Source organism: Streptomyces luteireticuli (assembly GCF_041519305.1).
GTDB lineage: Bacteria > Actinomycetota > Actinomycetes > Streptomycetales > Streptomycetaceae > Streptomyces > Streptomyces luteireticuli.
The window spans coordinates 7,016,160-7,038,800 of sequence record NZ_CP167927.1 but is presented as its reverse complement, the minus strand read 5'-3'; the positions used below and the strand labels follow the sequence as shown (position 1 = coordinate 7,038,800).

The 22,641-nt window shown below is 71.0% G+C and carries 18 protein-coding genes; 6 read left to right on the top strand and 12 right to left on the bottom strand.

What is annotated here, in order from left to right; genetic code table 11:
* Nucleotides 1–249 precede the first annotated feature (249 nt).
* Nucleotides 250–1,128, top strand: a complete 879-nt coding sequence (locus tag AB8735_RS31585) for a helix-turn-helix domain-containing protein (protein WP_372411034.1) — start codon at nucleotides 250–252, stop codon at nucleotides 1,126–1,128.
* Nucleotides 1,125–1,328, top strand: coding sequence for a DUF397 domain-containing protein (locus tag AB8735_RS31580; protein WP_372411032.1), 204 nt, complete (start codon nucleotides 1,125–1,127; stop codon nucleotides 1,326–1,328). The genes AB8735_RS31585 and AB8735_RS31580 overlap by 4 nt, the downstream gene beginning before the upstream one ends.
* Before the next feature lie 12 nt (nucleotides 1,329–1,340).
* Here the strand turns inward: AB8735_RS31580 and AB8735_RS31575 are convergent, their stop codons facing one another.
* The 6 genes from AB8735_RS31575 to AB8735_RS31550 all read right to left on the bottom strand — a co-directional run bounded on the left by AB8735_RS31575 (nucleotide 1,341) and on the right by AB8735_RS31550 (nucleotide 10,159).
* A complete protein-coding gene (locus AB8735_RS31575; protein WP_372411031.1) occupies nucleotides 1,341–2,051 on the bottom strand; it encodes a (2Fe-2S)-binding protein in 711 nt (236 codons plus the stop codon).
* A gap of 140 nt (nucleotides 2,052–2,191) precedes the next feature.
* The gene (locus tag AB8735_RS31570) at nucleotides 2,192–3,703 is read right to left on the bottom strand and encodes an LPXTG cell wall anchor domain-containing protein (protein ID WP_372411029.1); all 1,512 of its coding nucleotides are present in this window, start codon (nucleotides 3,701–3,703) and stop codon (nucleotides 2,192–2,194) included.
* Between the two features lie 449 nt (nucleotides 3,704–4,152).
* A complete protein-coding gene (locus AB8735_RS31565) occupies nucleotides 4,153–4,803 on the bottom strand; it encodes a cutinase family protein (RefSeq protein WP_372411027.1) in 651 nt (216 codons plus the stop codon).
* A gap of 86 nt (nucleotides 4,804–4,889) precedes the next feature.
* Nucleotides 4,890–6,830, bottom strand: a complete 1,941-nt coding sequence (locus AB8735_RS31560; RefSeq protein WP_372411025.1) for a glycosyl hydrolase family 32 — start codon at nucleotides 6,828–6,830, stop codon at nucleotides 4,890–4,892.
* A gap of 82 nt (nucleotides 6,831–6,912) precedes the next feature.
* A complete protein-coding gene (locus AB8735_RS31555; RefSeq protein WP_372411024.1) occupies nucleotides 6,913–8,574 on the bottom strand; it encodes a peptidase M23 in 1,662 nt (553 codons plus the stop codon).
* Nucleotides 8,575–8,611: 37 nt separating this feature from the next.
* Nucleotides 8,612–10,159, bottom strand: coding sequence for a hypothetical protein (locus tag AB8735_RS31550; protein WP_372411022.1), 1,548 nt, complete (start codon nucleotides 10,157–10,159; stop codon nucleotides 8,612–8,614).
* 236 nt (nucleotides 10,160–10,395) lie between these two features.
* Here AB8735_RS31550 and AB8735_RS31545 point away from each other — a divergent pair, with 236 nt between their 5' ends.
* On the top strand, nucleotides 10,396–12,738 hold the full coding sequence (locus tag AB8735_RS31545; RefSeq protein WP_372411020.1) for a GH92 family glycosyl hydrolase: 2,343 nt from the start codon (nucleotides 10,396–10,398) through the stop codon (nucleotides 12,736–12,738).
* 134 nt (nucleotides 12,739–12,872) lie between these two features.
* Nucleotides 12,873–14,315 carry an amino acid permease gene (locus tag AB8735_RS31540; protein ID WP_372411019.1) on the top strand — a complete coding sequence of 481 codons (1,443 nt, stop codon included), beginning with the start codon at nucleotides 12,873–12,875 and terminating at the stop codon, nucleotides 14,313–14,315.
* 73 nt (nucleotides 14,316–14,388) lie between these two features.
* On the opposite strand, the gene AB8735_RS31535 is transcribed toward AB8735_RS31540, so the two are convergent.
* Nucleotides 14,389–15,252 carry an Fpg/Nei family DNA glycosylase gene (locus tag AB8735_RS31535; RefSeq protein ID WP_372411017.1) on the bottom strand — a complete coding sequence of 288 codons (864 nt, stop codon included), beginning with the start codon at nucleotides 15,250–15,252 and terminating at the stop codon, nucleotides 14,389–14,391.
* 35 nt (nucleotides 15,253–15,287) lie between these two features.
* The gene (locus tag AB8735_RS31530) at nucleotides 15,288–16,142 is read right to left on the bottom strand and encodes an arylamine N-acetyltransferase (RefSeq protein ID WP_372411015.1); all 855 of its coding nucleotides are present in this window, start codon (nucleotides 16,140–16,142) and stop codon (nucleotides 15,288–15,290) included.
* A 293-nt stretch (nucleotides 16,143–16,435) separates the two neighbouring features.
* Between AB8735_RS31530 and AB8735_RS31525 the strand changes: the two genes are divergently transcribed.
* Both AB8735_RS31525 and AB8735_RS31520 read left to right on the top strand, forming a co-directional pair.
* The gene (locus AB8735_RS31525) at nucleotides 16,436–17,305 is read left to right on the top strand and encodes a class II glutamine amidotransferase (protein ID WP_372411014.1); all 870 of its coding nucleotides are present in this window, start codon (nucleotides 16,436–16,438) and stop codon (nucleotides 17,303–17,305) included.
* 63 nt (nucleotides 17,306–17,368) lie between these two features.
* A complete protein-coding gene (locus tag AB8735_RS31520; RefSeq protein ID WP_372411012.1) occupies nucleotides 17,369–17,731 on the top strand; it encodes a 5-carboxymethyl-2-hydroxymuconate Delta-isomerase in 363 nt (120 codons plus the stop codon).
* 127 nt (nucleotides 17,732–17,858) lie between these two features.
* Here AB8735_RS31520 and AB8735_RS31515 read toward each other — a convergent pair whose 3' ends face one another.
* From AB8735_RS31515 to AB8735_RS31500, 4 genes are read right to left on the bottom strand one after another with little or no spacing between them, the layout of a single operon-like run.
* Nucleotides 17,859–19,334, bottom strand: a complete 1,476-nt coding sequence (locus AB8735_RS31515) for an ABC transporter ATP-binding protein (RefSeq protein WP_372411011.1) — start codon at nucleotides 19,332–19,334, stop codon at nucleotides 17,859–17,861.
* Nucleotides 19,331–20,122 (bottom strand): ABC transporter permease subunit, encoded by a 792-nt coding sequence (locus AB8735_RS31510; protein ID WP_344022201.1) that lies wholly within the window; start codon nucleotides 20,120–20,122, stop codon nucleotides 19,331–19,333. The genes AB8735_RS31515 and AB8735_RS31510 overlap by 4 nt, the downstream gene beginning before the upstream one ends.
* On the bottom strand, nucleotides 20,119–21,057 hold the full coding sequence (locus AB8735_RS31505) for an ABC transporter permease (protein ID WP_372411008.1): 939 nt from the start codon (nucleotides 21,055–21,057) through the stop codon (nucleotides 20,119–20,121). Before AB8735_RS31505 ends, AB8735_RS31510 begins: the two co-directional genes overlap by 4 nt.
* On the bottom strand, nucleotides 21,054–22,589 hold the full coding sequence (locus AB8735_RS31500) for an ABC transporter substrate-binding protein (protein WP_372411006.1): 1,536 nt from the start codon (nucleotides 22,587–22,589) through the stop codon (nucleotides 21,054–21,056). The genes AB8735_RS31505 and AB8735_RS31500 overlap by 4 nt, the downstream gene beginning before the upstream one ends.
* Nucleotides 22,590–22,641: the final 52 nt, after the last annotated feature.

The window sequence follows — 22,641 nt, the reverse complement described above, 5'->3', positions numbered from 1 at the left end:
CGCCGCACGATCCGACCACTTGCGCAAGCTTCCCCTCATGGACATCCACCACGTAGGTGCCCGCTCTGTATGTCATCACTGACGACCCCCTGGAGTGGTCTGCGTCGGTTCTCCTCCACCACACTGCGAGCAACCAACCTTGAGGCGCAAATTTTCGCCTCAAGGTTGCCTCGAACGTGTTAACTACCGTTCTTGGGCTGACGGTTGAGGCCGTTAGAGTCACCCCATGCCAGTGGAGAAGGTGATCACATGTCCGACGCCACGCCGACTCTGATGCGTCGGAGGCTCGGTGCGATCTTGAGGACCATGAGGGTCCGGGCCGGCCTGAATCTCGTGGATTCCGCCAAACTGCTCGGCCTGTCCGGCGCTCCCACGCTGAGCAAGATTGAGAACGGCAAGCAGCGCCCCGAACTGGACAGGTTCTTCGAGGTGTACGGGGTCGAAGACGCCGTACAGATCGCAGAAGTCAGAAGGATCGCGCGGTTCGCCGAGGCCGGTCGCCGGAAGAACTTGTTCGCACAGTACGGCGACGCGATTCGCGCACCTTTTGCCGACTTCATCGAGCTGGAAGAAGTGGCACATCATGCAGATACCTACGCAGCCTTGGTGATTCCCGGCCTGTTGCAGACCGTGAACTACGCGCATGCGGTCATCGAAGGCAGCAGCATGTGGAGCACTGCGCGCGAGGTGAGGACTTTCACCGAACTGCGCATGAAACGACAGACCGTCCTGACGTACCGACAGGGCGAGGCGGCGGGCCCTGCGGCACCACTCTCGATGTGGTGCGTCCTTGACGAGGCATGCTTGCGGCGCCAAGTAGGCGGACCGGCTGTCCTGAGAGGGCAGCTTGAGCACCTGCTCGACAAGTCCGAACTTCCCAACGTCGACCTGCAGGTTCTGCCGTTCGCAGCCGGGGTGCACACTGGCATCGACGGCGCGTACACGGTCTTCCGGTTCGACGCGGGGGAGCCGGTTGTCGCGCTCGAACCACTCACCACCTCCATCTACTTGGAGGAGGACTCCCACGTCGGGCGATACGAGTCCGCACTCGGCCGGCTCCGCGAGCGGGCTCTCGCCCCGGATTCATCCCGCGACTTCATCAAGAGAATCCTCAAGGAGACACAATGAACCAACAGTTCAGGAGGAGTAGTTACAGCTCTGGAGGACAGAACTGTGTAGAGGTCGCGTTATCTCTCGACGTCAGAAACATCGCGATACGCGACTCGAAAATACCGAGCGGTCCGATACTCAGGTTCAGCCCTGCTGCCTACGTCGCCTTTGCTCAAGACATCACGGCCTGCCCGGATCGCACCACATCCATGAGGTAGCCGCAGGGCTCGTCAGTGCTGCCGGGACCTGGGCGGGTGGCGCAGCACGCAGTCGCCGCACATGCCGGCGCCCGTCGGCACGCGGTAGTAGAGGCAGCAGGTGTCCCGAGCGAACGACGGCGTGCCTTCGGTATCGGCGCGCAGGACTCCGGTGTCGGCGAGCAACGGGTGCGCGAAGAGCGCGCGGGTCAGGGTGACCGCATAGGTGGCGTCGTCCTGACGCCCCTGCTCCCGGCACCAGGCGTGCAGGACGCGGAGGGCACCCGCGAGGGAGGAGCCCGCGTTGCCCCACATCAGGCGGGGCGAGATCGGGACGACGTCCCGCATCAGCTCGTACAGCGGGACCAGACGGGCGTCCAGCACGGTTGCCGTGATCTGGGCGACCGGGTCCGGGGCAGGTGGCAGCATGGGCGCGCCCGGGAGCCAGAGGTCCTCGGGGGCGGTGAGGAGGGGGTGCCAGCGGAGGGTGGTGAGGTCGGGCAGGCGGCCGGTGAGGGTGGCGGAGCCCAGGGCGATCGAGAGGAGGCGGCCGGTGATGCCCTGGAAGGCCACGGACGCGGCGATCCGCACGTCCTCGGTCCCGAGCCGCCGGCCCACGGTCTCGACCCTGAGCCGGACGGCGTCCTCACCGAGCGGGAGGTAGCCACCGGCCCCTGCCAGTTCGTCCTCGTCGGTGCGCAGCGCGAAGAAGGGGCCGACGGAGGCGAGTTCGTGCAGGGGCATGGCGGCGGTCGTGTTCCTTCGGGGTTCGGGGGCGGAGGGCCGGTGTCAAACACACCTTGTCATCCCGCGGCCCTCCGCGCCGAACAGGCGCCGTACCCGGGTGGGTACGGCGCCTGTCTCGTTCGCGGTGGAGTACGACGTCAGTTGGCGCCGTTGCGACGCTTGCGGGCCGCGACCATGGCACCCGATCCGGCGAGCAGGAGCGTACCGGCGCCGATGGCGGCGGGGAACGCGGCGCTCGATCCGGTGCGGGCGAGGCTGTCGTCACTGGCGGTGCTGCCGGTGGAGCCGGTGCCGGACGTGGTGCCGGTACCGGTGGTCCCGCCGGAGCCGCTGGTGGTGCCGGACGTGGTGTCCGAAGTCGCGGTCGCGGTGGCGGTGGCAGTCGCCGTGGCGGTGGCGCTCGGGTCGGTCGTCTCGGACGTGGTGGGGGAGGCAGAGGATTCGGTGGGAGAGGGGCTCTTCTTCTCGGGGGAAGCGCTGGACGACTCCGTGGAGGTACCGCCCGTAGTGCTGGAGCCATCCGAGGTTTCGTCCTTGGACGTGCAGACGAACGGCTCGGTGCCCGGGGTGGAGTGCTGACCGGAAATGGCGATCAGCGGCTGCCTGTTGAGGGCAGGCATGGCGTACGCAGTGGTGAGCAGCGTCTTCTTGTCCACCTCGGCCTTGTTCCAGCCGACAGCGCCCCATTCCGAGCGGTCGCCGCGGCAACCCACCTGGACACTCTGCAGCCAGTCGACGCCCCTATTCGCGTCCGCGTGCTCGTTCCCAGCGACCAGTGCTTCCACGGCGAGGGCTGTGGACTTGGTGTTGTTGCGCTTATCCAGTTTACCGAAGCGGCTGAATCCTCCGTTCTTCGGATTCTGCTGTGCCCTCAGCCAGGTGACGCCGAGCCCGGCCGCGGCCTGCGCATCGCTGTTGCCTTCCTGACTCAGCAGGGCCTGCACTGCCATGGCAGTGCTCTCGACGTCCGGGGTGCAGGAAGCAGGCGCGGCACCCGCGGACCCGGTGCCCCCACCGCCCGTCCCCTTCTTCTCGGTGAGGATCGCCGGGAATCCGCCCTTACCAGGGCACTGGCTGTTCATCACCAAATCGATGGCTTCCTTGGGAACTTGGCCCTCAGTCCGCTGCAGCGCCATGATGGCGAGTGCTTGAACGGACTGATTCGACGCATCACTCTTGCCCCCCTTGAACCGACCGTTCTGGACAGAATCCTTCAAGAGCTTCGGGAGATCCCCGCCGAAGGCGCTCGGTTTGTGACGCTCGGAAGCCGCCGCGACGAGGGCCAGCTTGGCCGCGTGCTCGACGTTGATACCGTCCTCACGGTGGACGTACTTGGCCGCCTTTCCCTGGAGCCAGTCGGTCGCAGCCTCGGCCTTGAGGCCGGCGGAGTTCGTGGCTTCCAGCCCCAGGACAAGGTCAGCAGTCAGCTCCACGTCTCCGTTGGCATTGTTGCCACCGGAAAGCTGCGTCACCGCCCACGCGGCAGCCGCCCGCGCGGACGTGCTTCCCGCTACGGCCCCGGCCTTCGGCCCATTCTTAGGCGCCTCATCGGCAAACGCCATCCCCACCGTCCCGGTGGACAACAACGCCGCTCCAACAAGCGCGACCGGAAGCGCGGCGCCTCTGCCCGGACGTACGGACTGTGACATACGGTTCTCTCCTCGGGATTTCATCGGCGGGGCACCGAAGCACAAGGGACCGGCATGTCGGTCACACGGTGCGGGCGGGCAGCGGAGACCTCGGCGGCGGCCCGGCCAGTGGCGGGCGCACGGCCATCAACGTGCCGTGGACAGCAGAAACACGGACCCGTGAATCCGTCCGTCCCACCCTCACCGGAGTCGCGCCGGATGCCCCTGCCTCCCCCTCGAACCGAGCCCCCACCCAGTTCAGCCGTTCGAACGGAACGCCCGTACTGTACACCGAGGCTGACCGTCAAGCACAAGGTCCTTCCTCACGAGAGACAAGGCCGGCTGCGGGCAGCAAAAGGGCGATGACACGCCCTCACGTCAGCGCGAACCGGCACAAACAATCACCGCCTGCCTGCGGCAGGCGGTGAAGGAATTCGGCTACGTACCCGGCCGACGAGTTTCCCCGTGCTTTACATCGGATACCAGACGCCGTTGTACCACTGCTCGTTGGCACTGTCGTTGTGGTGATCCATGTTGAAGTCTTCGGGGTAGTTCTTGATGTGGTTGTTCGGGTAGGTCCAGATGCCGGCGGACTCGTCGCAGATGTAGTCCCAGTTGCAGACCGTCTTGACCGGCACGTTGCCGAAGTTCCGGTCGGCGCCTGCGAGCGGGGCGCCGACGAAGACGCCGAACGGCGTGGTGCTGCCGTTGGTTCCGGGAGGACCCTGGCGCTTGGGGTCCGCGACGAGAATGGCGTTGACGTTGTCGAACGTGCTCCAGTTCTCGCTGACCCAGACATGCACCACCGCGGCGCCCAAGGAGTAGCCGCCCATCTTGACGTGCTGGCCCGGGCACGCCGCACGTTGGTCGCGGACCAGCCGGTTCAGCTCGTTGACGCCCGCCCGGACGCTCGCGCCGTTGGGGATCTGGGTGGGGTACCCGACGTGCTGCTGGATGTTGCCGCGGAAGCCGTCGTTGTTCCAGGAGCTGCCCGTGCCCCCGACGACGATCGTGTAAGTGCCGTCGCACGGAGCTGTCGCCTGCGCTGCGGTCCCCTGCGCCAGGGAAATCCCGGCTGTCGCCAGGAGACCGGCCAGCACGGCCGCGATTCTTCTTCGCATGCAGTTCTCCTCGTGTGGTTGGCGGTGCACGGACGGCCGAGGCCGCCGGACGACGATGGCAGCGGTCGATGACATACCGATGAAATTCACGCCAGCGGCGGGCCGCCGACCGGTGCCCACGGTGACCAGTCGCCGCTGGGCACGAGCTGGTAACGGCCGTTCAGCGGGCCGGTGGAGGTCCCGGCGACGACCTCGATGCGGCCGTCGGCGTTGGTGCCGAAGGCGGTCGCCGACGCGCCGGGGCCGAAGCTCTCCCATGCCGACCAGCCGGAGCCGTTCTCCCAACGGTGCGCGATGCCGGTGCGGCCGGTGGCGAAGACCTCCATCCTGCCGTCGGCGTTGCGTCCCACGTGGATCCGGGCGTCCGACGGCCCCCCGAAGGCGTTCCATGCGGACCATGCGCCCGAAGGCCCGGACTGGGCTCTCCGCGACAGGCCGGCCGATCCGCCGGCCACCAGGTCGAGCGCGCCGTCCGGCCGTCTGTTGAGGGCCAGGTGCGTGACGCCGGGCACGGAGCCGAACTCCTCGAAGCCGGCGGGCCAGCCGCCACTGGGCACGTCCTGTCTGCGCCGGTGCACCCTGCCGTTCGCGGCGGCGATCACCTCGATCCGGCCGCTCGCGTCCCGGCCGGTGGCGATCACCGAGTCGGCGGGTCCGCCGAAGGGCTCCCACCCGGCCCAGGTGCCGCCGGGCGCGGTCTGCCAGCGGTGGTAAATACCCTCCGGCCCGCTGGCGAAGAGCTCCAGTCTGCCGTCGGCGTTCTGCGCCACGGTCAGGTCGTGTGCGGCGGTGCCGAAGTTCTCCCAGTCCTGCCATACGTTCGGCGCCGACTGTGCCCGGCGGTCCACCCGGCCCTCGCCGGAGGCGAACAGTTCGAGCCGCCCGTCGAGGTCACGTGCCGCGGACAGCGTCGCCGATCTCGGTCCCCCGAAGGGATACCAGTCGGACCACGGCCCGTCGCGCGTGGTCTGGTACCGCCCCCACACCTGGTCCGGCCCGCCGGCGAACGCCTCCTGCCGCCCGTCGGCGCCGGAGACGATCACCACCCGCTCGCCGGGGTCCGAACCGGCCTCGACCGCGTACTGCCGGCTGCCGTTGCCGAAGTCGAGACCGGCCAGCCACACCCCGCGCTGCCCCCAGCCGGCGTGGCTGATCCACCACCGGCCCCCGGTGTCGATCACTTCGGCCGCGTGGCTGAACACATGGCCGCAGAGCTGGTCCGCGGAGAAGCGGAACGGATCCGGGCTGCAGAACACATCGGTGCCGACGTATCCGCCCCGGGGTCCGAGGAACAGATGCCACGTCCCGCCCGCGAACACCACGAACGGCGACTCGGTCCCGCCGCCGCCGCGCCCGCTCTCCGGGTCGGTGAACGCGACCGACCGGTTGCTCCAGTGCACGAGGTCGGTGCTGGTGCGGTACGCCACCACATGGTTCCCGCCGCCCGGACCGGCGGTCGCGGTGTAGTACATGACCCACTGATCGCCGACGCGGGTCACCATGGGGTCGCGGGCCTCGTAGCCGTCACGGAACAGCGGACCGCCGGGATACCGGGTCCAAGTGTACAGGTCGGTGGAAGTGGCCAGGCTGATCGCGGCGTTGGCGGGATCGGATCCGCCGCCCGCGTAGAACATGTAGTACGTCGACCCGGCCCTGATCACATGCGGTGCCCACAGGTGGGTCTCGCCTCGGGCGGGATCCGCGTACAGCGCGGGTGGACGCTTCGTCCACGGCCCGTTCAGGCTCGGCGCGGTGGCGTGGGCGAAGGTGGTCTCGTCCTTGTCGTTCGAGGGTTCGGCGTGCGTGATGCCGAACAGGTGCCAGGTGCCCTGATCGTCCTGTACAAACGTGTGGTCGTTGAGGTACCAGGGACCCGGTTCGCCCACGCTCGGGTCGTAGATCTGCACGAACGGTGCGGCCCCGACCTGTCCGGACCCCGCCGTGGAGGGCAGTGCCACGGCGGGCAGTGCCGATCCCGCCAAGAACACGAGGGTGAGCACGGCCCACAGCACTCTGGAATGGCGCATTGATCCATCCGTTTCCGGTCGATGTGCCGAGGCGGATCTTCCGCAGCCCGTCGGTGGCCGCGGAAGATCCCTGCCGGAGCCGCTAGTTGACCGCGGGGCCGGAGTCGTTCAGCCAGGCCCAGTCCGACCAGGTGGCGAACCCGGTCTGCCACCGGTGATGGACACCGTCGCGGCCGGTGCCGAACACCTCGATCCGGCCGTCGGCGTTGTTGCCCGCACCGATCTGGGTGCCACCGCCGCCGAAGGTCTCCCACTCCGAGTACGGCGCGTTCGGGCGGGTCTGCCAGGAGTGGCTCGCGGCGTTGGCGTTGATCGCGAACACCTCGACGCGGCCGTCGACCGAACGCGAGCTGGTCAGCTCGGCGTTGGGGAGCCCGCCGGTGCCCGTCCAGTCCGACCACGCGGCCGGGCCGGTCTGCCAGCGGTGGAACACGCCGTTGGCGTTGGAGGCGAACACCTCCAGCCTGCCGTCCTGGTTGTAGCTGACGGTGACGGCGTGTCCTCCTCCGCCGAAGTTCTCCCACGCCGACCAGCCGCCGTTGACCTGGGCCTGGTAGAGGTGCCCGAACGTCGAGTCCGACAGCGCGAACACCTCCAGCCGACCGTCGGGGGCGTTCTCGATGGCGAGCCGCGAGTTGGCCGGGCCGCCGGCGACGCCTTCCCAGCCCGCCCAGCCACTGCTCGGCGCGCTCTGCCAGCGGTGGAACACACCCGTGGCATTGGAGGCGAACACCTCGATACGGCCGTCGGCGTTGCTCCCCGCGGCCAGCCGGTACCCTCCGGTGCCGAAATTCTCCCAACCCGACCAGCCCGCACTCGGCCCGGTCTGCCACATGTGGTCCAACGTGCTGTCCGACAACGCGAACAACTCCAGCCGGCCATCGGCGTTGGTCGCCACCGCCAACTGTGCTCCGCGCGGGCCCCCTTCGAGCCGCCACTGCGACCAGCCGCCGTTCACCGCGGTCTGCCACGAGTGGTACACACCGTCGGCACCGGCCGCGAAAGCCTCCAACCGGCCGTCCGCGGACCGCCCCGACACCACCCGGCCCGAGCCGTAAGGGTGTCTGGGGCCGCCGGTCATCCCGGACCACAGCGCGTTGGCGACGACCACCGCGTCGTCCGCCTGGACCGCGTACAGGCCGCGCAGGTCCTCCCTCGGCTGCTGGACGTGCCAGCACACCTCGCCGATCGCCTCGTTGTTCCACGAACCGCCCTTGTACAGCTGTTCCATGCGGTCGAGGAAGGCGTTGGTGGCGTGGGCCGGGTTCAGGCGCTCCTCCCGGGTGCCCCACCAGTCCTGCTGCTGGAACAGCCCGAGGCTGGTGTGGTCGACGGCCTGGGAGTAGTTGTTGATGCTGCTCTCCACGATGACCGTGGCGATGGCGATGGCCGCGGCTCTCCGGTTGAGCCCCCGGTCCTTCACCGCCTGTGTGACCATCCGCGCGCAGGACACCTTGTAGGCGTCCATATAGCCGGCCATTTTGGCGTGCAGCTGCGGGTTGAGCTGGTCGGCCATGATGCCGTCGGTGGCCGACGGGCCGGCCGGGTCGCAGGGCACGGTCGGAATGGCCAGCCCCTGCGGGCCGCTGAAGTAGTGGGACACTCCGGACCGGTCGTTGCCCGGGACCGGAACGGGCGTGGGCCCCGCGACGGCGGCCGAGGCGGTCATCCCGACGACCGACGCCCAGACTCCGGCCACGACGGCCAGTCTGGTGAACGCATGGCGTAAGCCAGGTCTTATCACTGTGTACCTTTCTGCCGTGAAGGGGGACGTACGGAACTCAGCCGACTACCGGACCCGCCGAGTTGCCCACCCAGCCCCATTCCGACCAAGTGGCAAAGCCGGTCTGCCATTTGTGGAAGACGCCTGCGGCGCTGCTCGCGAATACCTCGATGCGCCCGTCGGCGTTATGACCGGCGGCGATCTCGGTTCCGCCGGTGCCGAAGGTCTCCCAGGCCGAATAGGGCGCGTTCGGGTCGGTCTGCCAGATGTGGGCGGCGGTACTGCCGTTGATCGCGAACACCTCGACCCGGCCGTCGGCCGAACGGTCCGATGTCAGCTGGGAGTTCGCGGGGCCGTTCGTCCCGACCCAGTCGGACCAGGAGGAGAATCCGGTCTGCCACCGGTGGAAGACGCCGGCCGGTCCGGACGCGAAGACCTCCAGCCGTCCGTCGGTGTTGTGGTTGACGGTCAGGCCGTGTCCGCCGCCGCCGAAGTTCTCCCACGCCGACCAGCCGCCGTTGGCCTGGGCCTGGTAGAGGTGCCCGAACGTCGAGTCCGACAGCGCGAACACCTCCAGCCGCCCGTCCGCGGAGGTTTCCATCGCCAGTCGCGAGTTGGCCGGGCCGCCGCCGACGCCTTCCCAGCCCGCCCAGCCGCCACTGGGCGCGCTCTGCCAGCGATGGAACACACCCGTGGCATTGGAGGCGAACACCTCGATACGACCGTCGGCGTTGTTGCCCGCGGCCAGCCGGTACCCTCCGGTGCCGAAATTCTCCCAACCCGACCAATCCCCGCTCGGCCCGGTCTGCCACATGTGGTCCAACGTGCTGTCCGACAACGCGAACAACTCCAGCCGGCCGTCCGCGTTCGACGCCACCGCCAACTGCGCATTGCGCGGACCGCGTTCGAGCCGCCACGGCGACCAGTCACCGTTCACCGCCGTCTGCCACGAGTGGTACACGCCATCGGCACCGGCCGCGAAAGCCTCCAACCGGCCGTCCGCGGACCGCCCCGACACCACCCGGCCCGAGGCATAGGGATGCGGTCGGGTCGCGGACTCCTCGATGATGTTGTTGTAACGGAGCGCCTTGTAGTCGCCGTTGGGGTGGCCGTCGATCGTGGCGTTGTTGATGTTCGCGCGCAGGTGCCCCGGAGGCTCCACGCCGCTGGCACCTCCGCCGAAGCTGTAGTAGGAGAACCCGCCGCGGTCGTCCTCCCACTTGTGGAAGATCAGGGTGTGGTCGCGGAACGAATTCAGGATGTCCCCCGGCCGTAATTCGTTCCGCCCGATCTCATGGGAAAAGCCCGGCAGTCTCTCGGTGTTGGGATTGTCGTCGAGATGCCATGCCATGGAGACATAGCCGGAGCAGTCGGTGCGGTAGCGGTAGTCGCCGCCGGGGCCGTCCGCGGACCCCTTCTGGTCGTATCGAGGGTGCTGGTCCACCCAGAACTGGGCACGCCAGATCACCTCGCTGCGGGTGATCGGGCCGCCCCGGTCGGACGGGGCGGCCGCCTTCACGGTAGTCGCCATGGGCATGACAATCATGACCATGGCGACCATCAGCGGCAGGAACGACCTGCCGGGCAACGATCTGAGACGCGTCACGAGAACCCCTCCGTTCGCCTCGTCGGCGGCCGACGGTAGAGAGCACCGATGAACCACCGATGAAACCGGCCCGCCCGGCGCGTGCACGGCCCGGGACCGGCGGGGGTGGGATGCCCCGCCCGGGCGGCCGGATCACCACGCCCACCGATCAGCACCTCCTTGACTCCCCGTGAACCTCGGGCCAGCCTCCCCGTGACGACGATGACAACGATGTCCGGTACACGAGAGGCGTGGCCATGGGACGAAGACGGACGGGAATCCTCCGGCGCGGCGCCGTCGCGCTCGCCCTCGCGGGGCTGATCGGAGGGACGGCGCTCAGCCCGCACAGCACCGCCGCCGCCCCCTCGGAGCGACTCACCGACCTCGTCAACCCCTTCATCGGCACCAAGAACGAGGGCAACACCTTCCCCGGCGCAGCCGTCCCCTTCGGCATGGTCCAGCTCTCCCCCGACACCGGGCACAGCACGGGCTACGACTACAAGGACAACCACATCCGCGGCTTCAGCACCGTCCACCTCTCCGGCGTCGGCTGCCGCATCGGCGGCGACCTGCCCGTCCTGCCGACCACCGGCGAGGTGGAGGAGACGGACAACGCGCGCTACGCCGCCGCGTTCGACCACGCCGACGAGAGCGCCCACCCCGGCTACTACCGCGTCCGCCTCGCCTCCGGCGTCACCGCCGAGCTCACGGCCACCGCCCGCACCGGGCGCCAGCGCTACACCTTCCCGGCCACCGAGCGGGCCAACGTCCTGATCAACGCCGGGCAGTCGCTGCACCGGGCCGTCTCCAGCTCCGTGGAGATCGTGGACGAGCGGACGGTACGCGCGACGATCACCGGCCGCGGGTTCTGCCAGGACACGCGGCCGTACACCGTCCACACGATCACCCGCTTCGACCGGCCGTTCACCGCGCACGGCACCTGGGAGGGCGCGCGGGTGACCCGGGGGACGACACGCGCCGCGGGCAGCACCGGGCGCACCGGCGCCTGGGTGCGCTTCGACACCACGCGCGACCGCCGTGTGGAGGCCACGACCGCCATCAGCTACGTCGACGCCGAGGGCGCCCGCACCAACCTCGGCGCCGAGGAGGCCGGTTTCGACCGCACCGCCGCCGCGGCCCGTACCTCCTGGGAGGAGCGGCTGGCCGGGGTGGCCGTCCAGGGCGGGAGCCGGGCGCTGCGCCGCACCTTCTACTCCTCCCTCTACCGGTCGTTCCTCGCCCCCAACATCGGCGGCGACGCCGACGGCCGCTACCGCGGCTGGGACCAACGGACGCACCGGGCCCAGGGGTTCACGTACTACCAGAACTGGTCCCTGTGGGACACCTACCGCACCCAGGCCCAGCTGCTGGCGCTCCTCGCGCCGCGCGAGTCGCGGGACATGGCACTGTCCGTGCTGCGGATCGACGCCGAGGGCGGCTGGCTGCCCAAGTGGGGCTACGGGACGGTCGAGACGAACATCATGACCGGTGACCCGGTCACCCCCTTCCTCACCAACGCCTACCGGCACGGGCTGCTCAAGGATCACGAGGAGGAGGCGTACCGGGCGCTGAAGAAGAACGCGGACGGGGTGCCCCCGGCGGACTCCCCGTACGCGGGGCGGGACGGCAACGAGCGCTATATCTCGGACGGTTACGTCCCGCTCGCCCCCGAGCTGTCCCGTCACAAGCCCGGCGACTCCGACTTCCAGGAGGGCGCCTCGGCGACCCTGGAGTACGCCCTCGCCGACGGCGCGCTCTCCGAGATGGCGCGGGGCCTCGGCCACGACCGCGACGCCCGGCGCTACGCGGACCGCGCCCGCAACTACCGCCGCGTCTTCGACCGCGACACCGGCTTCTTCCGGGCGCGCGACGCGCACGGCGCGTTCACCGGCTCCGAGGACCCGGCGAAGAGCACCGGGTTCCACGAGGGCACCGCCTGGCAGTACCAGTGGCTGGTCCCCCAGGACCTGCCCGGCATGATCGAGCTGATCGGCGGCCGGTCCGCGGCGGACGAGCGGCTCGACTCCTTCTTCGCCTACGACCGGCTGCTGGCCGACCCGGCGCGCACGGCCCGCCAGGTGTGGGTGCACGGGCCCTACGACTACTACAACGCCGACAAGTACAACCCGCAGAACGAGCCCGACCTCATCGCCCCGTACACCTACCTCGCCACCGGCCGGCCGTGGAAGACCACGGACGTGGTGCACGCGGCGCTGACCCTCTTCACCGACACCCCCGACGGCATGACCGGCAACGACGACCTCGGGACGATGTCCGCGTGGATGGTCCTGTCGTCGATCGGCGTCTATCCGGTGCGGCCGGGGTCGGACGTGTGGGGGCTGAGCACCCCCGTCTTCGACCGCGTCGACCTGCGGCTGGACCGCCACTGGTACCCGCACGGCCGGTTCACCGTCACTTGCCCCGGTACTTCCGCCACCGACCGCTATGTGCAGTCGGTGCGGCTGGACGGCCGGCGGTTCGACCGTACGTATCTGACGACGGCGGCGCTCCGGGACGGCGGGCGGCTGGAGTTCACCGTGGGCCGCTCGCCCTCCCGCTGGGGGACGGGGCGCTCGGACGGCCTCCCCGCCATCCGCTGAGCGCGGGGCCGCCGGCCGGGCAACGGGGGCTCATCGGCTGAACGGCGGCGGGGACGGAGCGGCGCCTTCCGTCCCCGCCCGCGGTGCACCATGATGAGCCGCCGTCAACGGCCACCGAAGGAGAGGACACGGCCATGGCCCAACTCCGGGCAGGGCACGGCGTGCTGCGCCGCAAACCGATCGAGACCATCGAGGAGGCGGAGACGGCCGAGGCGCACGGCGAGAACCTCACCCGTGTCCTGGGGCTGTGGCAGCTCACCGCGATCGGCGTCGGCGGCATCATCGGCGCCGGGATCTTCAGTCTCGCGGGCACCATCGCCAACGGCGTGGCCGGTCCGGCCGTCCTCGTCTCCTTCCTCATCGCGGGCGTGGCGAGCGCGGCGGCGGCGTTCTCGTACGCCGAGTTCGCCGGCATGATCCCGCGCGCCGGCTCCGCCTACACCTACGGGTACGTGGTCCTCGGCGAGATCGGCGGCTGGTTCATCGGCTGGGACCTCCTGCTGGAATACACGGCCATCGTCTCGGTGGTCGCCATCGGCATCTCCGGCTACGTCAACTTCCTCGTGAAGGAGACCGGTGCCGACCTTCCGCACTGGATGCTCGGCGCGCCCGGCACGGGCGACGGCCACCGCATCGACCTCTTCGCCGCGGTCCTCTGTCTGCTCAGCGCCTATCTGCTGACCCTGGGCATCAAGAACGCGGCCCGCTTCGAGACGATCGTCGTCGGCCTGAAGGTCGTGGTGGTGCTGCTGGTCGTCGTCATCGGCTTCTTCCACATCAGGACCGCGAACTACCACCCCTTTTTCCCCTTCGGCGTCAGCGGCGCCTTCACCGGGGCCGCGACCGTGTTCTTCGCCGTCTTCGGTTACGACGCGATGTCGACCGCCGCCGAGGAGTCCAAGGACGCCCAGCGCCACATGCCGAAGGCGATCATGTACTCGCTGGCGGTCTCGATGGTCCTCTACGTCCTGGCCTGCCTGGTCCTGACCGGCATGCAGAACTACAAGGACATCGACAAGGCGAGCGGCTTCTCCACGGCGTTCAAGTCCGTGGGCCTGGGCGGGGTCGCGGACGTGATCGCGGTCGGCGCGATCATCGGCATCCTGACGGTGATGTTCACGTTCATGCTGGGAGTGACCCGGGTGTGGTTCGCCATGTCCCGCGACGGGCTGCTGCCGAAGTGGTTCGCGCACACGCACCCGACGCGGCACGTGCCGACGCGGGTGACATGGATCGTGGGTGTCGCGTCGGCGCTGATCGCGGGCCTGGTCCCGATCGGCGAGGCGGCGGAGCTGACCAACATCGGCATCCTGCTCGCCTTCGCGGTCGTCTGCACCGCGGTGATCGTACTCCGTTACAAGCGGCCGGAGTTGCCGCGGTCGTTCCGCTGCCCGGGGGTGCCCTTCGTGCCGGGGGTCGGGGTCGTGGCGTCCATCTGGCTGATCACGTACCTGGCGTGGGAGACGTGGGCGCGGTTCGCGGTGTGGTTCGTGATCGGGATGGCGGTGTACTTCTCGTACTCGTACCGGCATTCGGAGCTGGCGCATGCGGACGCGCGCGGGATCCCGCAGGACTGACGGGCGCGCCGGGCCACTTCGGCAGGCGGGGTCACTTGAATGAGCAGGCGGGGTCTTGAATGAGCAGGCGGGGTCACTTCAGCAGGCGGGACAGCCGCCGGTCCGCCAGGACCTTCCCGCCCGTCTGGCAGTGCGCGCAGTACTGCAACGACGAGTCGTGGTACGAGACTTCACGGATCACGTCCCCGCACACGGGGCACGGCTCCCCCGTCCGGCCGTGCACCCGCATCCCGGCGCGCTTCCCGTCCTTCAGCTCCTCCGCCGCGCGCCCCCGCGCCCGTTCCACCGCGTCCCGCAGCGTCGAGCGCAACGCCTCGTAGAGGGTGCCGACCTGTTCCTCCGGGAGGTCGGCCGCGAGGGCGAAGGGGGAGATGCGGGCCGTGTGGAGGATCTCGTCGGAGTAGGCGTTGCCGATTCCGGCGATCACGGACTGGTCCCGCAACACGCCCTTGATCCGGCGCCGTTCGCCCTTCAGCGCGGCGGCGAACGCCTCCCGCGTGAACGCGTCCGCCAGCGGGTCCGGTCCCAGCCGGGCGATGCCCGGTACGTCCGCCGGAGCGGCGACGCAGTACGCCGCGAGCCGCTTCTGCGTACCGGCCTCCGTGAGGTCGAAGCCCGCGCCGCCCTCCAGCCGCACGCGCAGCGCCAGCGGGCCCTTCCCCGGGCGCGGCGGCGCCGCGGGCAGGCTGTCGTGCCAGCGCAGCCATCCGGCCCGGGCGAGGTGGAGGACGAGGTGGGGGCCACCGTCCGTGGCCACGTCCAGGAACTTGCCGTGCCGGCGGACGTCCGCCACCGTCCGTCCCTCCAGGGCCGACAGCGGCGGATCGTACGTCTTGAGCACGCTGACCGCGACCGGGAGCACCCGCTCGACCGTCCGGCCGGCCAGCCGTCCGGCCAGGAACCCGGCGAGCGCCTCCACCTCCGGCAGTTCGGGCATGGTTCCAGTGTGACTCCGGAGGAGGCGGGGGCAACTCAGGCCGAGTCGAGGCCGTCCCGCAGCCGGGCCAGGGACGCGGCGTCCACCACGATCCCGAACTCCTCCGCCAGCACCCGTCCCAGCTCGGCCGCCTCGATCTTCCGCTCGGTGCTGGAGCCGTCGGGCAGATAGGTGGTCCACGTCGTCGCGTCGAGCGTGTGGTGCCGGGCAGCGCCGAACGTCTGCGCGTACAGCCGCCGCACGAACGGCGAGCGCGGGTGCGTGGCGACGTAGTGGCTGCCCATCAGCCAGTCCTTGGGGGACACCGGGGTCATGACGAACGTGTGCCGGTCCTCCCAGCGGCCCTCCTTCCGCTGGTGCAGCCACCACTCGTCGACGCCGAACACGCCTGCCCGCCGCTCCATCCGGAACCGCCAGCCGTCGAACTCGGCCTCGGCGCCGTCGCGGATCTCGACCGGCTCCAGCGGCCCGCTGCCGAAGCCGACGTCGCAGAGCCACAGCCGCTCGTCGTCGGCGGCCCGGACGGCCAGCAGCGCGTGGGTGGGCGGATTGGCCTTGCCGGCGCCGAGGGTGACCCGGCCGTTCACCCCGGCCGCCTCGAAGCCGAACCGTTCGAGCGCGGCGGCGAAGAGCAGGGCGTGCTCGTAGCAGTAGCCGCCGCGGCGGCCGTGGACGAGCTTCTCCTGGAGCGCGGGGAGGTCGAGGGCGACCTGCTCGCCGAGCACGGCGGCGATGTTCTCGAACGGTATCGAGGTGACGTGCGCCCGGTGCAGCCCCCGCAGCGCGCCTAGCGTCGGCGCGCGCTCCCCTTCGTACCCGATACGCGCCAAGTAGGCGTCCAGGTCGAGCAGTTCGCCGTCCCATCCGTGGCTACGGTCCGTCTGCATCATGGCTCCTTAACGTGCGGTCGTTCCGATCACGACGGTAAGGGGTGCAGGGCCCGTCCGGCCTCTACCCGAAGTCGCGGTCCGCCTCACTTCCTGGTCCTACGGCCGAGGTCGCATCACGCCAAGATCGGTCCCGGGAACACGGCCGGAATTCCCCCGGCAATTCCCGGTCGGATCAGCCGGTGACGGGCCGGCGGCGGCCTATTCTCCGCAGGACGAGTTCTCCGCAGAGCGGGTTTTCCGCAGGACGGGTTTCTCCGCAGGGCGGTTTTCCGCAGCATGAGAAGGGAGTCCCCATGTGCCGACTGTTCGGCCTGACCAGTGCCCCGCGCCGTACGCACGCCACGTTCTGGCTGCTGGACGCGCCCGACAGCCTGCGGGAGCAGAGCCACCGCGACCCGGACGGGACGGGCCTCGGCTGGTACGACGCCGACGGCACCCCGCAGATCCGCAAGGAACCGGTGGCCGCGTACGAGGACCGCGCCTTCGCGGCCGAGGCCAAGCAGGTGCGCTCGGCCACCTTCCTCGCCCACGTCCGCTACGCCTCGACCGGCGGCCTGGAGACGGCCAACACCCACCCCTTCGAGCAGGACGGCCGCCTCTTCGCCCACAACGGCGTCATCGAGGGGCTGGACGCGCTCGACGCCCATCTGGGCCCGGATCTGTCCCGCGTCCGGGGCCGCACCGACTCGGAACGCTTCTTCGCCCTCATCACCCGCGAGACCGCGGCCCGCGACGGGGACGTCGCGGCCGGTATCGGACAGGCCGCCCGCTGGATCGCCGCCAACCTCCCCGTCTTCGCCCTCAACCTGATCCTCACCACGAAGGACGAGCTCTGGGCCCTCGCCTACCCGGACACCCACAGCCTCTACGTCCTCGACCGCCCGGCCGGCGGCCACCACGGCACCCGTCACCTCGACCACAGCGGCGCCGCCGGCCGTATGCGGGTCCACTCCCACGACCTGGCCACGGCCCCCGCCGTGGTGGTCGCCAGCGAGCGCATGGACGAAAATCCCCACTGGCGCGCGATGAGGTCGGGCGAGCTCCTCCACGTGGCCCCCGACCTCACCATCACCAGCCACATCGCCCTCCCCGACGCACCGGCCCACCCCCTCACCCTGGACGACCTGCGGCCGGAGGCGGCGGCGTCGCAGCGGGCGGCCTGACCGAGGCCCGGACGGGGCGGTACGGCAGGATGACGGCATCCGATCCCGATCTTGGAGCGTCCGATGCCGCAGATCACTGTTGACTATTCCGCTTCCCTCGACACCGTGCTCGACCGCCGCCGTTTCGCGCTGGAACTGCACCCGATGACCGCCGAGCTCATCGACACGACCGCCGGGAACTGCCGGACCCGCTTCCGCCGGGTTGAGGAGACCGTCGTGGGGGACGGCGCGCCCGGGCAGGCCTTCGTCCACGTCGAGATGGCGATCCTGGCCGGGCGCAGCGAGCCGCTCAAGGCCGAACTCGCCCAGGCTGTCGCGGACTTGCTGGGCAAGCACACCGCCTCCGCCGCGGAGCTGACCGTGCACGCCTCCGTCGAGGTGCGCGACCTCAGCGCGGCGTACCGGAAGCCCCGGGCGGACGCGTAAGCGCTCCGCTGGAAGTTCGGTACGTCACCTGCGGGTGCGTGGTGGCTGGTCGCGCCCACGCGGCGGAGCCGCACTTCACAACAGCCCCGCGCCCCTTAGGGGCGCTGCCGAACCGCACCGGACTTCGTCAAGCCTGCTTGGACGCGAGCGCACGGGTGAATGGGTGCCGGGGTGCGGCGAGGACCTCGTGCGTCGCGCCCTCCTCGACGATGCGGCCCGCGTCCACGACCACCATGCGGTCCGCGCGGGCCGCGACGTCGGGGTCGTGGGTGATCAGGACCAGGGCCGGGGCGGCGGGCCCTTCGGTCGGGGGCGCTTCGGCCAGGGACGTCTCGGTCAGGGACGTCTCGGTCAGGGACGTGAGGAGGTCCAGGATCGCGCGGCGGGTGACGGTGTCCAGGCCCGAGGTGAGTTCGTCGCAGATCAGGACGCGGGGGCGGGCCAGGAGGGCTCTCGCCAGGGCAGCCCGGTGGAGCTCGCCGCCGGAGAGGGCCCCGGGACGGCGGCGGGCCAGGGACGCGGGGAGACCCGTCCGGGCCAGGGTCGCGTACGCCTCGGCCGCGGCCGCCCGGGGGTCCAGGCCCCGCAGGCGGACCGCCGTGCGCGCCACCTGGTCCACCACCGGGCGGTGTTCGTCGAAGGAGGCGCGGGCGTCCTGGAAGACGTACTGGACGGCGGCCAGTTGGGGGCGGGTGCGACGGCGGACGCTGCGGGGCAGGGGCACGCCGTCGAGGAGGAGTTCGCCGGTACGGGTCGCGTCGAGGCCCGCCAGGCTCCGCGCCAGGGTCGTCTTGCCGCTGCCCGAGCGGCCCACGACGGCCAGGGTCTCCCCCTCGTGGACGGTCAACGGCACGGCGGGGGCCCGGAGTACGGGCGGGCCGGGAGGCCGGGGCGCGGTACGTACCGGCTCCTCGGCCAGGAGGGCGCGGGTCCACGGGTGCCGAGGGGCCGACCATACGGTCTCCGTCGGGCCGGACTCGACCACCGTGCCGTCGTGCAGCACCAGCACCTCGTCCGCGAACTCCCTCACCACCGCCAGGTCGTGGGTCAGCAGGACGACCGCCGGTCCCCGGCGGGCCAGGGCGGCGAGTCCGGCCGCGATGCGGCGGGAGGTGAACGGGTCCTGGCCGGTGGTGGGTTCGTCGGCGACGACCACGCGGGCGCCCAGGAGCAGGGCCTGCGCGAGGACGGCGCGCTGCTGCTGACCGCCGGAGAGCTGATGGGGGTGGCGGGTGAGCAACTCGGGTGGGAATTCGGCCGATTGCAGGGCCTCCGCCATCTTGTCCCGGCGCAGGGCGCGCGTGAAGCGGAGGCGGGCGATGTCGTTCAGCAGCGCCCCCACGCGGCGGGCCGGGTTGAGGGCCGAGGACGGGTGCTGGGGGACGTAGCCGACCGGTCCGTCGGCCACCCGGACGGTGCCCGTGACGCGTGCGCCCGGTGGGTACTCGCCCAGCAGCGCCCGGCCCGTCGTCGTCTTGCCGCTGCCGGACGCGCCGACGAGGGCGGTGACGCGGCCTTCGTGGGCGGTCAGGTTCACACCCGTCACCAGAGGGCGTCCGGCGATCTCGATCCGCAGGTCGCGGACCTCCGCAAGAACGGTCATGCGGCCTTCTTCCGGTGGAGGGCGGCGTCGAAGAGGAGGTTGGTGCCCAGGGAGAGGGCGACGACGAGCGCCGCCGGGACGGCCACGGCCCAGGGCTGGAGGGCCAGTCCGGCGCGGTTGCGGTCGACCATCACCGCCCAGTCCGCCGCGTCGGGCGCCACGCCGACGCCCAGGAACGCGGCGGTGCCCACCAGGTACAGCGCACCCGTCAGCCGTACGCCCGCGTCCGTGACGAGGGTGCGCAGCGTCGCGCGGGCGACGTGACCGAGGGCCACGCGGGCCCAGGTCTCGCCCTGCAGGCGCAGGGCCTCGACCGCGGGGCGGGACGCCGCGTCGGCGGCGGCCGCGCGGACGAGCCGGGTCGTGTCGGGGACCGCGACGAGCGCCACCAGCACGGTGATCCCGGCGGGACCGGGGTCCAGAAAGGCGGCCGCCAGGAGGATCAGGAGGAGTGAGGGGACGGCGAGGAGGACGTCCAGGGGGCGGGTCAGGAGTTCCTCCAGCCAGGGGCGGCGGGTGAGGGCGGCGGCAAGGCCGACGGGGAGGGCGACGGCGTAGGTCAGCGCGGTGGCCGTCAGGGCCACCACGACCACCGGCCGTCCGCCCAGCAGGACTTGGCGCAGGACGTCCCGGCCGGTGAAGTCCGTGCCCAGCCAGTGTCCGCCGCCGGTGGTGAACGAGGTGCCGCGCGGGCCGGCCTCGCCGGCGAGGAACGGGCCGACGAGCGCGAGGAGCAGGGGTACGGCGACGACGGCCGTGCCGAGGGCGAGGCGGTGCGCGGGTTTCATGCGGCCGCCTCCGTTCTCGGCGTGAGGCGCCGGACCGCGGCGTCCGCCGCCAGGTTGACCGTGACCGCCACCGTTCCGAAGAGGACCGCCAGGCCCTGGACGACGGGGATGTCGCGGTGGGCGACCGCGTTCATCAGCAGCGTCCCCAGCCCCGGGAGCGCGTACAGCGCCTCCACCACGACCACGCCGCACAACAGCCAGTCGGCGGTCCGCGCCAGGTGCTGGGCGGCGGGGGCGGCCGCGTTGGGGAGGGCGTGGGTGAAGTGGATCCGCGCCTCGGACAGGCCGCAGCGGCGGGCGTGGGCCACGTACGGGGACGCCAGCGCGTCGATCATTCCGGCGCGCGTCAGGCGGCTCAACGAGCAGACGGGGCGCGCCAGGAGCAGGGTCACGGGGAGGACGAGGACGGCCGGGTGGGCGAGCAGGTCGTCGGGGGCGTAGCCGACCGCCGTGGGCGGCAGCCAGTCCAGGCGCAGGGCGAAGACCGTGATCAGCAGGGCGCCCAGGGCGAATTCGGGTGCCGCGTACACCGTCAGGGTCACGGCGCTGATCACCCGGTCGGCGCGGCCGCCCTCGCGGCGGGCGGCCAGGACGCCGAGGCCGACTCCGGCGGGGACGAGCAGGGTCAGGGTGATGGCCGCGAGGAGGGCGGTCGGGGCGAGGGCGGTGGCGATCTCCTCCGTGACCGGGCGTCCGGAGGCGAGGGAGGTGCCGAAGTCGCCCCGGAGGAGGGCGAGGAGGCGTTCATGGGCCGGGCGGTCCAGGTGCAGGGACTCGCGCAGCGCGGCGACGCGGGCCGGGTCGGGGTCGTCGCCCGCGAGGGCCACGGCCGCGTCGCCCGGCAGCGCCTCGGTGAGGGCCGCGACGAGGAGGACGACGGCGGTGATCTGGGCGGCGCCGGTCAGCAGCCGCCGGGTCCACCATGCCTTTCTCATGCCAGCCACACCTTGTCGAAGCGGGCCCAGTCCAGGGTGTTGGCGGGCGCGTCGCGGTCGACGCCGCGCAGGCGGCGGTCGGTGCCGACGATCCAGTCCGCGAACCCCCAGACGAGGAAGCCGCCTTCGGTGTGGAGGGTGCGCTGCATCTGCGCGTAGATTCCCTCGCGCTCGGCGGGGCCGGGTGTGGATTGGAGGCGCCGGTAGAGGTCGTCGAACTCGCGGCGGCGCCAATGGGTGGCGTTGGTGGTGGAGTCCGTGAGCAGCCGCTGGGAGACGTGCGACTCGATGGGCATGGCGCCGGAGCGGTACGCGGCGATGGTGCCGGAGTCGAGGATGTCCTTCCAGTAGCTGTCCTTGCTGCCGGTGCGGACGGTGATCATGACACCGGCCTTGGCGGCCTGGTCGCGGAAGATGCCGGCGGCCTCGGTGAGTCCGGCGGCGACCGGGGAGGTGTCCAGGGTGACGCGCAGGTCCTCGCGGCCTGCTTGCTTGAGGAGGGCACGGGCGCGGTCGATGTCCTGCTCGCGCTGCGGGAGGGAGGCGGCGTAGTGGGCGTATCCCTTGCCGAAGAGGTCGTTGCCGATCTCGCCCGCGCCGGAGAGGGCCCCGGCGACGAGCTCGCGCCGGTCGGCGATGAGGAAGAACGCCTGGCGGACGCGGGGGTCGTCGAAGGGGGCGCGGTCGGTCTTCATCGCGAAGCCCTGCATGGCGCTGTTGCGGAGCCGGACGATGCCGATGCTTCCGTTCTTCTCGTGCGCGCGGGCGGTGGCGGGGGAGAGTTCGTGCGCGTAGTGGACCTGGCCGCCGAGCAGGGCGCCCACCCGGGCCGACTCCTCGTCGGCGACCAGGATTTCGAGCTCGTCGATGTGCGGGGCGCCGTCCCAGTACGCGTCGTTGCGGCGGAAGAGGGCGGAGCGGCCGGGGGTGAAGGAGGCGTGGCGGAACGGTCCGGAGCCGATGGGGTTGTCCGGGTCGAAGCGGTCCCTCGGGACGATGTACGCCCCGAACGCGGCGAGCACGTTGGGGAATTCGGCCGTCGGACGCTTGAGCCGGAACTCCACCGTGCGGGCGCCGACGGCGCGGCTGGCCGTGAGGTCGACGGGGGCTAGGGACGCCCTGGCCCGGTACGCCTGCCGGGGGTCCGCGATGCGGCGGTAACTGTGCAGGACGTCCTCGGCGGTGACGGGACGCCCGTCGTGGAACTGCGCCTCGCGGAGGGTGACCTTCCAGCGGTCGAGTGCGGCGTTGGGCTCCCAGCGGGTGGCGAGGCGGGGGCGGGGGGTCATGTCGGAGCCGAAATCGGCGAGTTTGTCGAAGAGGGCCTTGGCGCGGGCGGCGTCCGCGAAGAGGTTGCCCTTGTGGGGGTCGAGGGATTCGGCGGGGCCGGCGCCGGGGAAGGTGGCGCGGAGGCGGCCGCCGGTGCGTGGTTTGTTGTTTCCGTTGTTGTTGCCGGCGCAGCCGGCGAGGGTGAGGGTGGCTGCGCCGGCTGTGGCTGTGGCTGTGGCGAGGAAGTGGCGTCGGGTGTGCATGTGGGTGCTCCTGGGGGTGGGTTGATGTGGGTGAAAGGGCGGGCCAGGGGCA

What these genes read in the sequence shown, in the direction of transcription:
- AB8735_RS31585 (WP_372411034.1), top strand. Translation starts at nt 250, where the DNA reads ATGTCCGACGCCACGCCGACTCTGATGCGTCGGAGGCTCGGTGCGATC.
- AB8735_RS31580 (WP_372411032.1), top strand. Translation starts at nt 1,125, where the DNA reads ATGAACCAACAGTTCAGGAGGAGTAGTTACAGCTCTGGAGGACAGAAC.
- AB8735_RS31575 (WP_372411031.1), bottom strand. Translation starts at nt 2,051, where the DNA reads ATGCCCCTGCACGAACTCGCCTCCGTCGGCCCCTTCTTCGCGCTGCGC.
- AB8735_RS31570 (WP_372411029.1), bottom strand. Translation starts at nt 3,703, where the DNA reads ATGTCACAGTCCGTACGTCCGGGCAGAGGCGCCGCGCTTCCGGTCGCG.
- AB8735_RS31565 (WP_372411027.1), bottom strand. Translation starts at nt 4,803, where the DNA reads ATGCGAAGAAGAATCGCGGCCGTGCTGGCCGGTCTCCTGGCGACAGCC.
- AB8735_RS31560 (WP_372411025.1), bottom strand. Translation starts at nt 6,830, where the DNA reads ATGCGCCATTCCAGAGTGCTGTGGGCCGTGCTCACCCTCGTGTTCTTG.
- AB8735_RS31545 (WP_372411020.1), top strand. Translation starts at nt 10,396, where the DNA reads ATGGGACGAAGACGGACGGGAATCCTCCGGCGCGGCGCCGTCGCGCTC.
- AB8735_RS31540 (WP_372411019.1), top strand. Translation starts at nt 12,873, where the DNA reads ATGGCCCAACTCCGGGCAGGGCACGGCGTGCTGCGCCGCAAACCGATC.
- AB8735_RS31535 (WP_372411017.1), bottom strand. Translation starts at nt 15,252, where the DNA reads ATGCCCGAACTGCCGGAGGTGGAGGCGCTCGCCGGGTTCCTGGCCGGA.
- AB8735_RS31530 (WP_372411015.1), bottom strand. Translation starts at nt 16,142, where the DNA reads ATGATGCAGACGGACCGTAGCCACGGATGGGACGGCGAACTGCTCGAC.
- AB8735_RS31525 (WP_372411014.1), top strand. Translation starts at nt 16,436, where the DNA reads ATGTGCCGACTGTTCGGCCTGACCAGTGCCCCGCGCCGTACGCACGCC.
- AB8735_RS31520 (WP_372411012.1), top strand. Translation starts at nt 17,369, where the DNA reads ATGCCGCAGATCACTGTTGACTATTCCGCTTCCCTCGACACCGTGCTC.
- AB8735_RS31515 (WP_372411011.1), bottom strand. Translation starts at nt 19,334, where the DNA reads ATGACCGTTCTTGCGGAGGTCCGCGACCTGCGGATCGAGATCGCCGGA.
- AB8735_RS31510 (WP_344022201.1), bottom strand. Translation starts at nt 20,122, where the DNA reads ATGAAACCCGCGCACCGCCTCGCCCTCGGCACGGCCGTCGTCGCCGTA.
- AB8735_RS31505 (WP_372411008.1), bottom strand. Translation starts at nt 21,057, where the DNA reads ATGAGAAAGGCATGGTGGACCCGGCGGCTGCTGACCGGCGCCGCCCAG.
- AB8735_RS31500 (WP_372411006.1), bottom strand. Translation starts at nt 22,589, where the DNA reads ATGCACACCCGACGCCACTTCCTCGCCACAGCCACAGCCACAGCCGGC.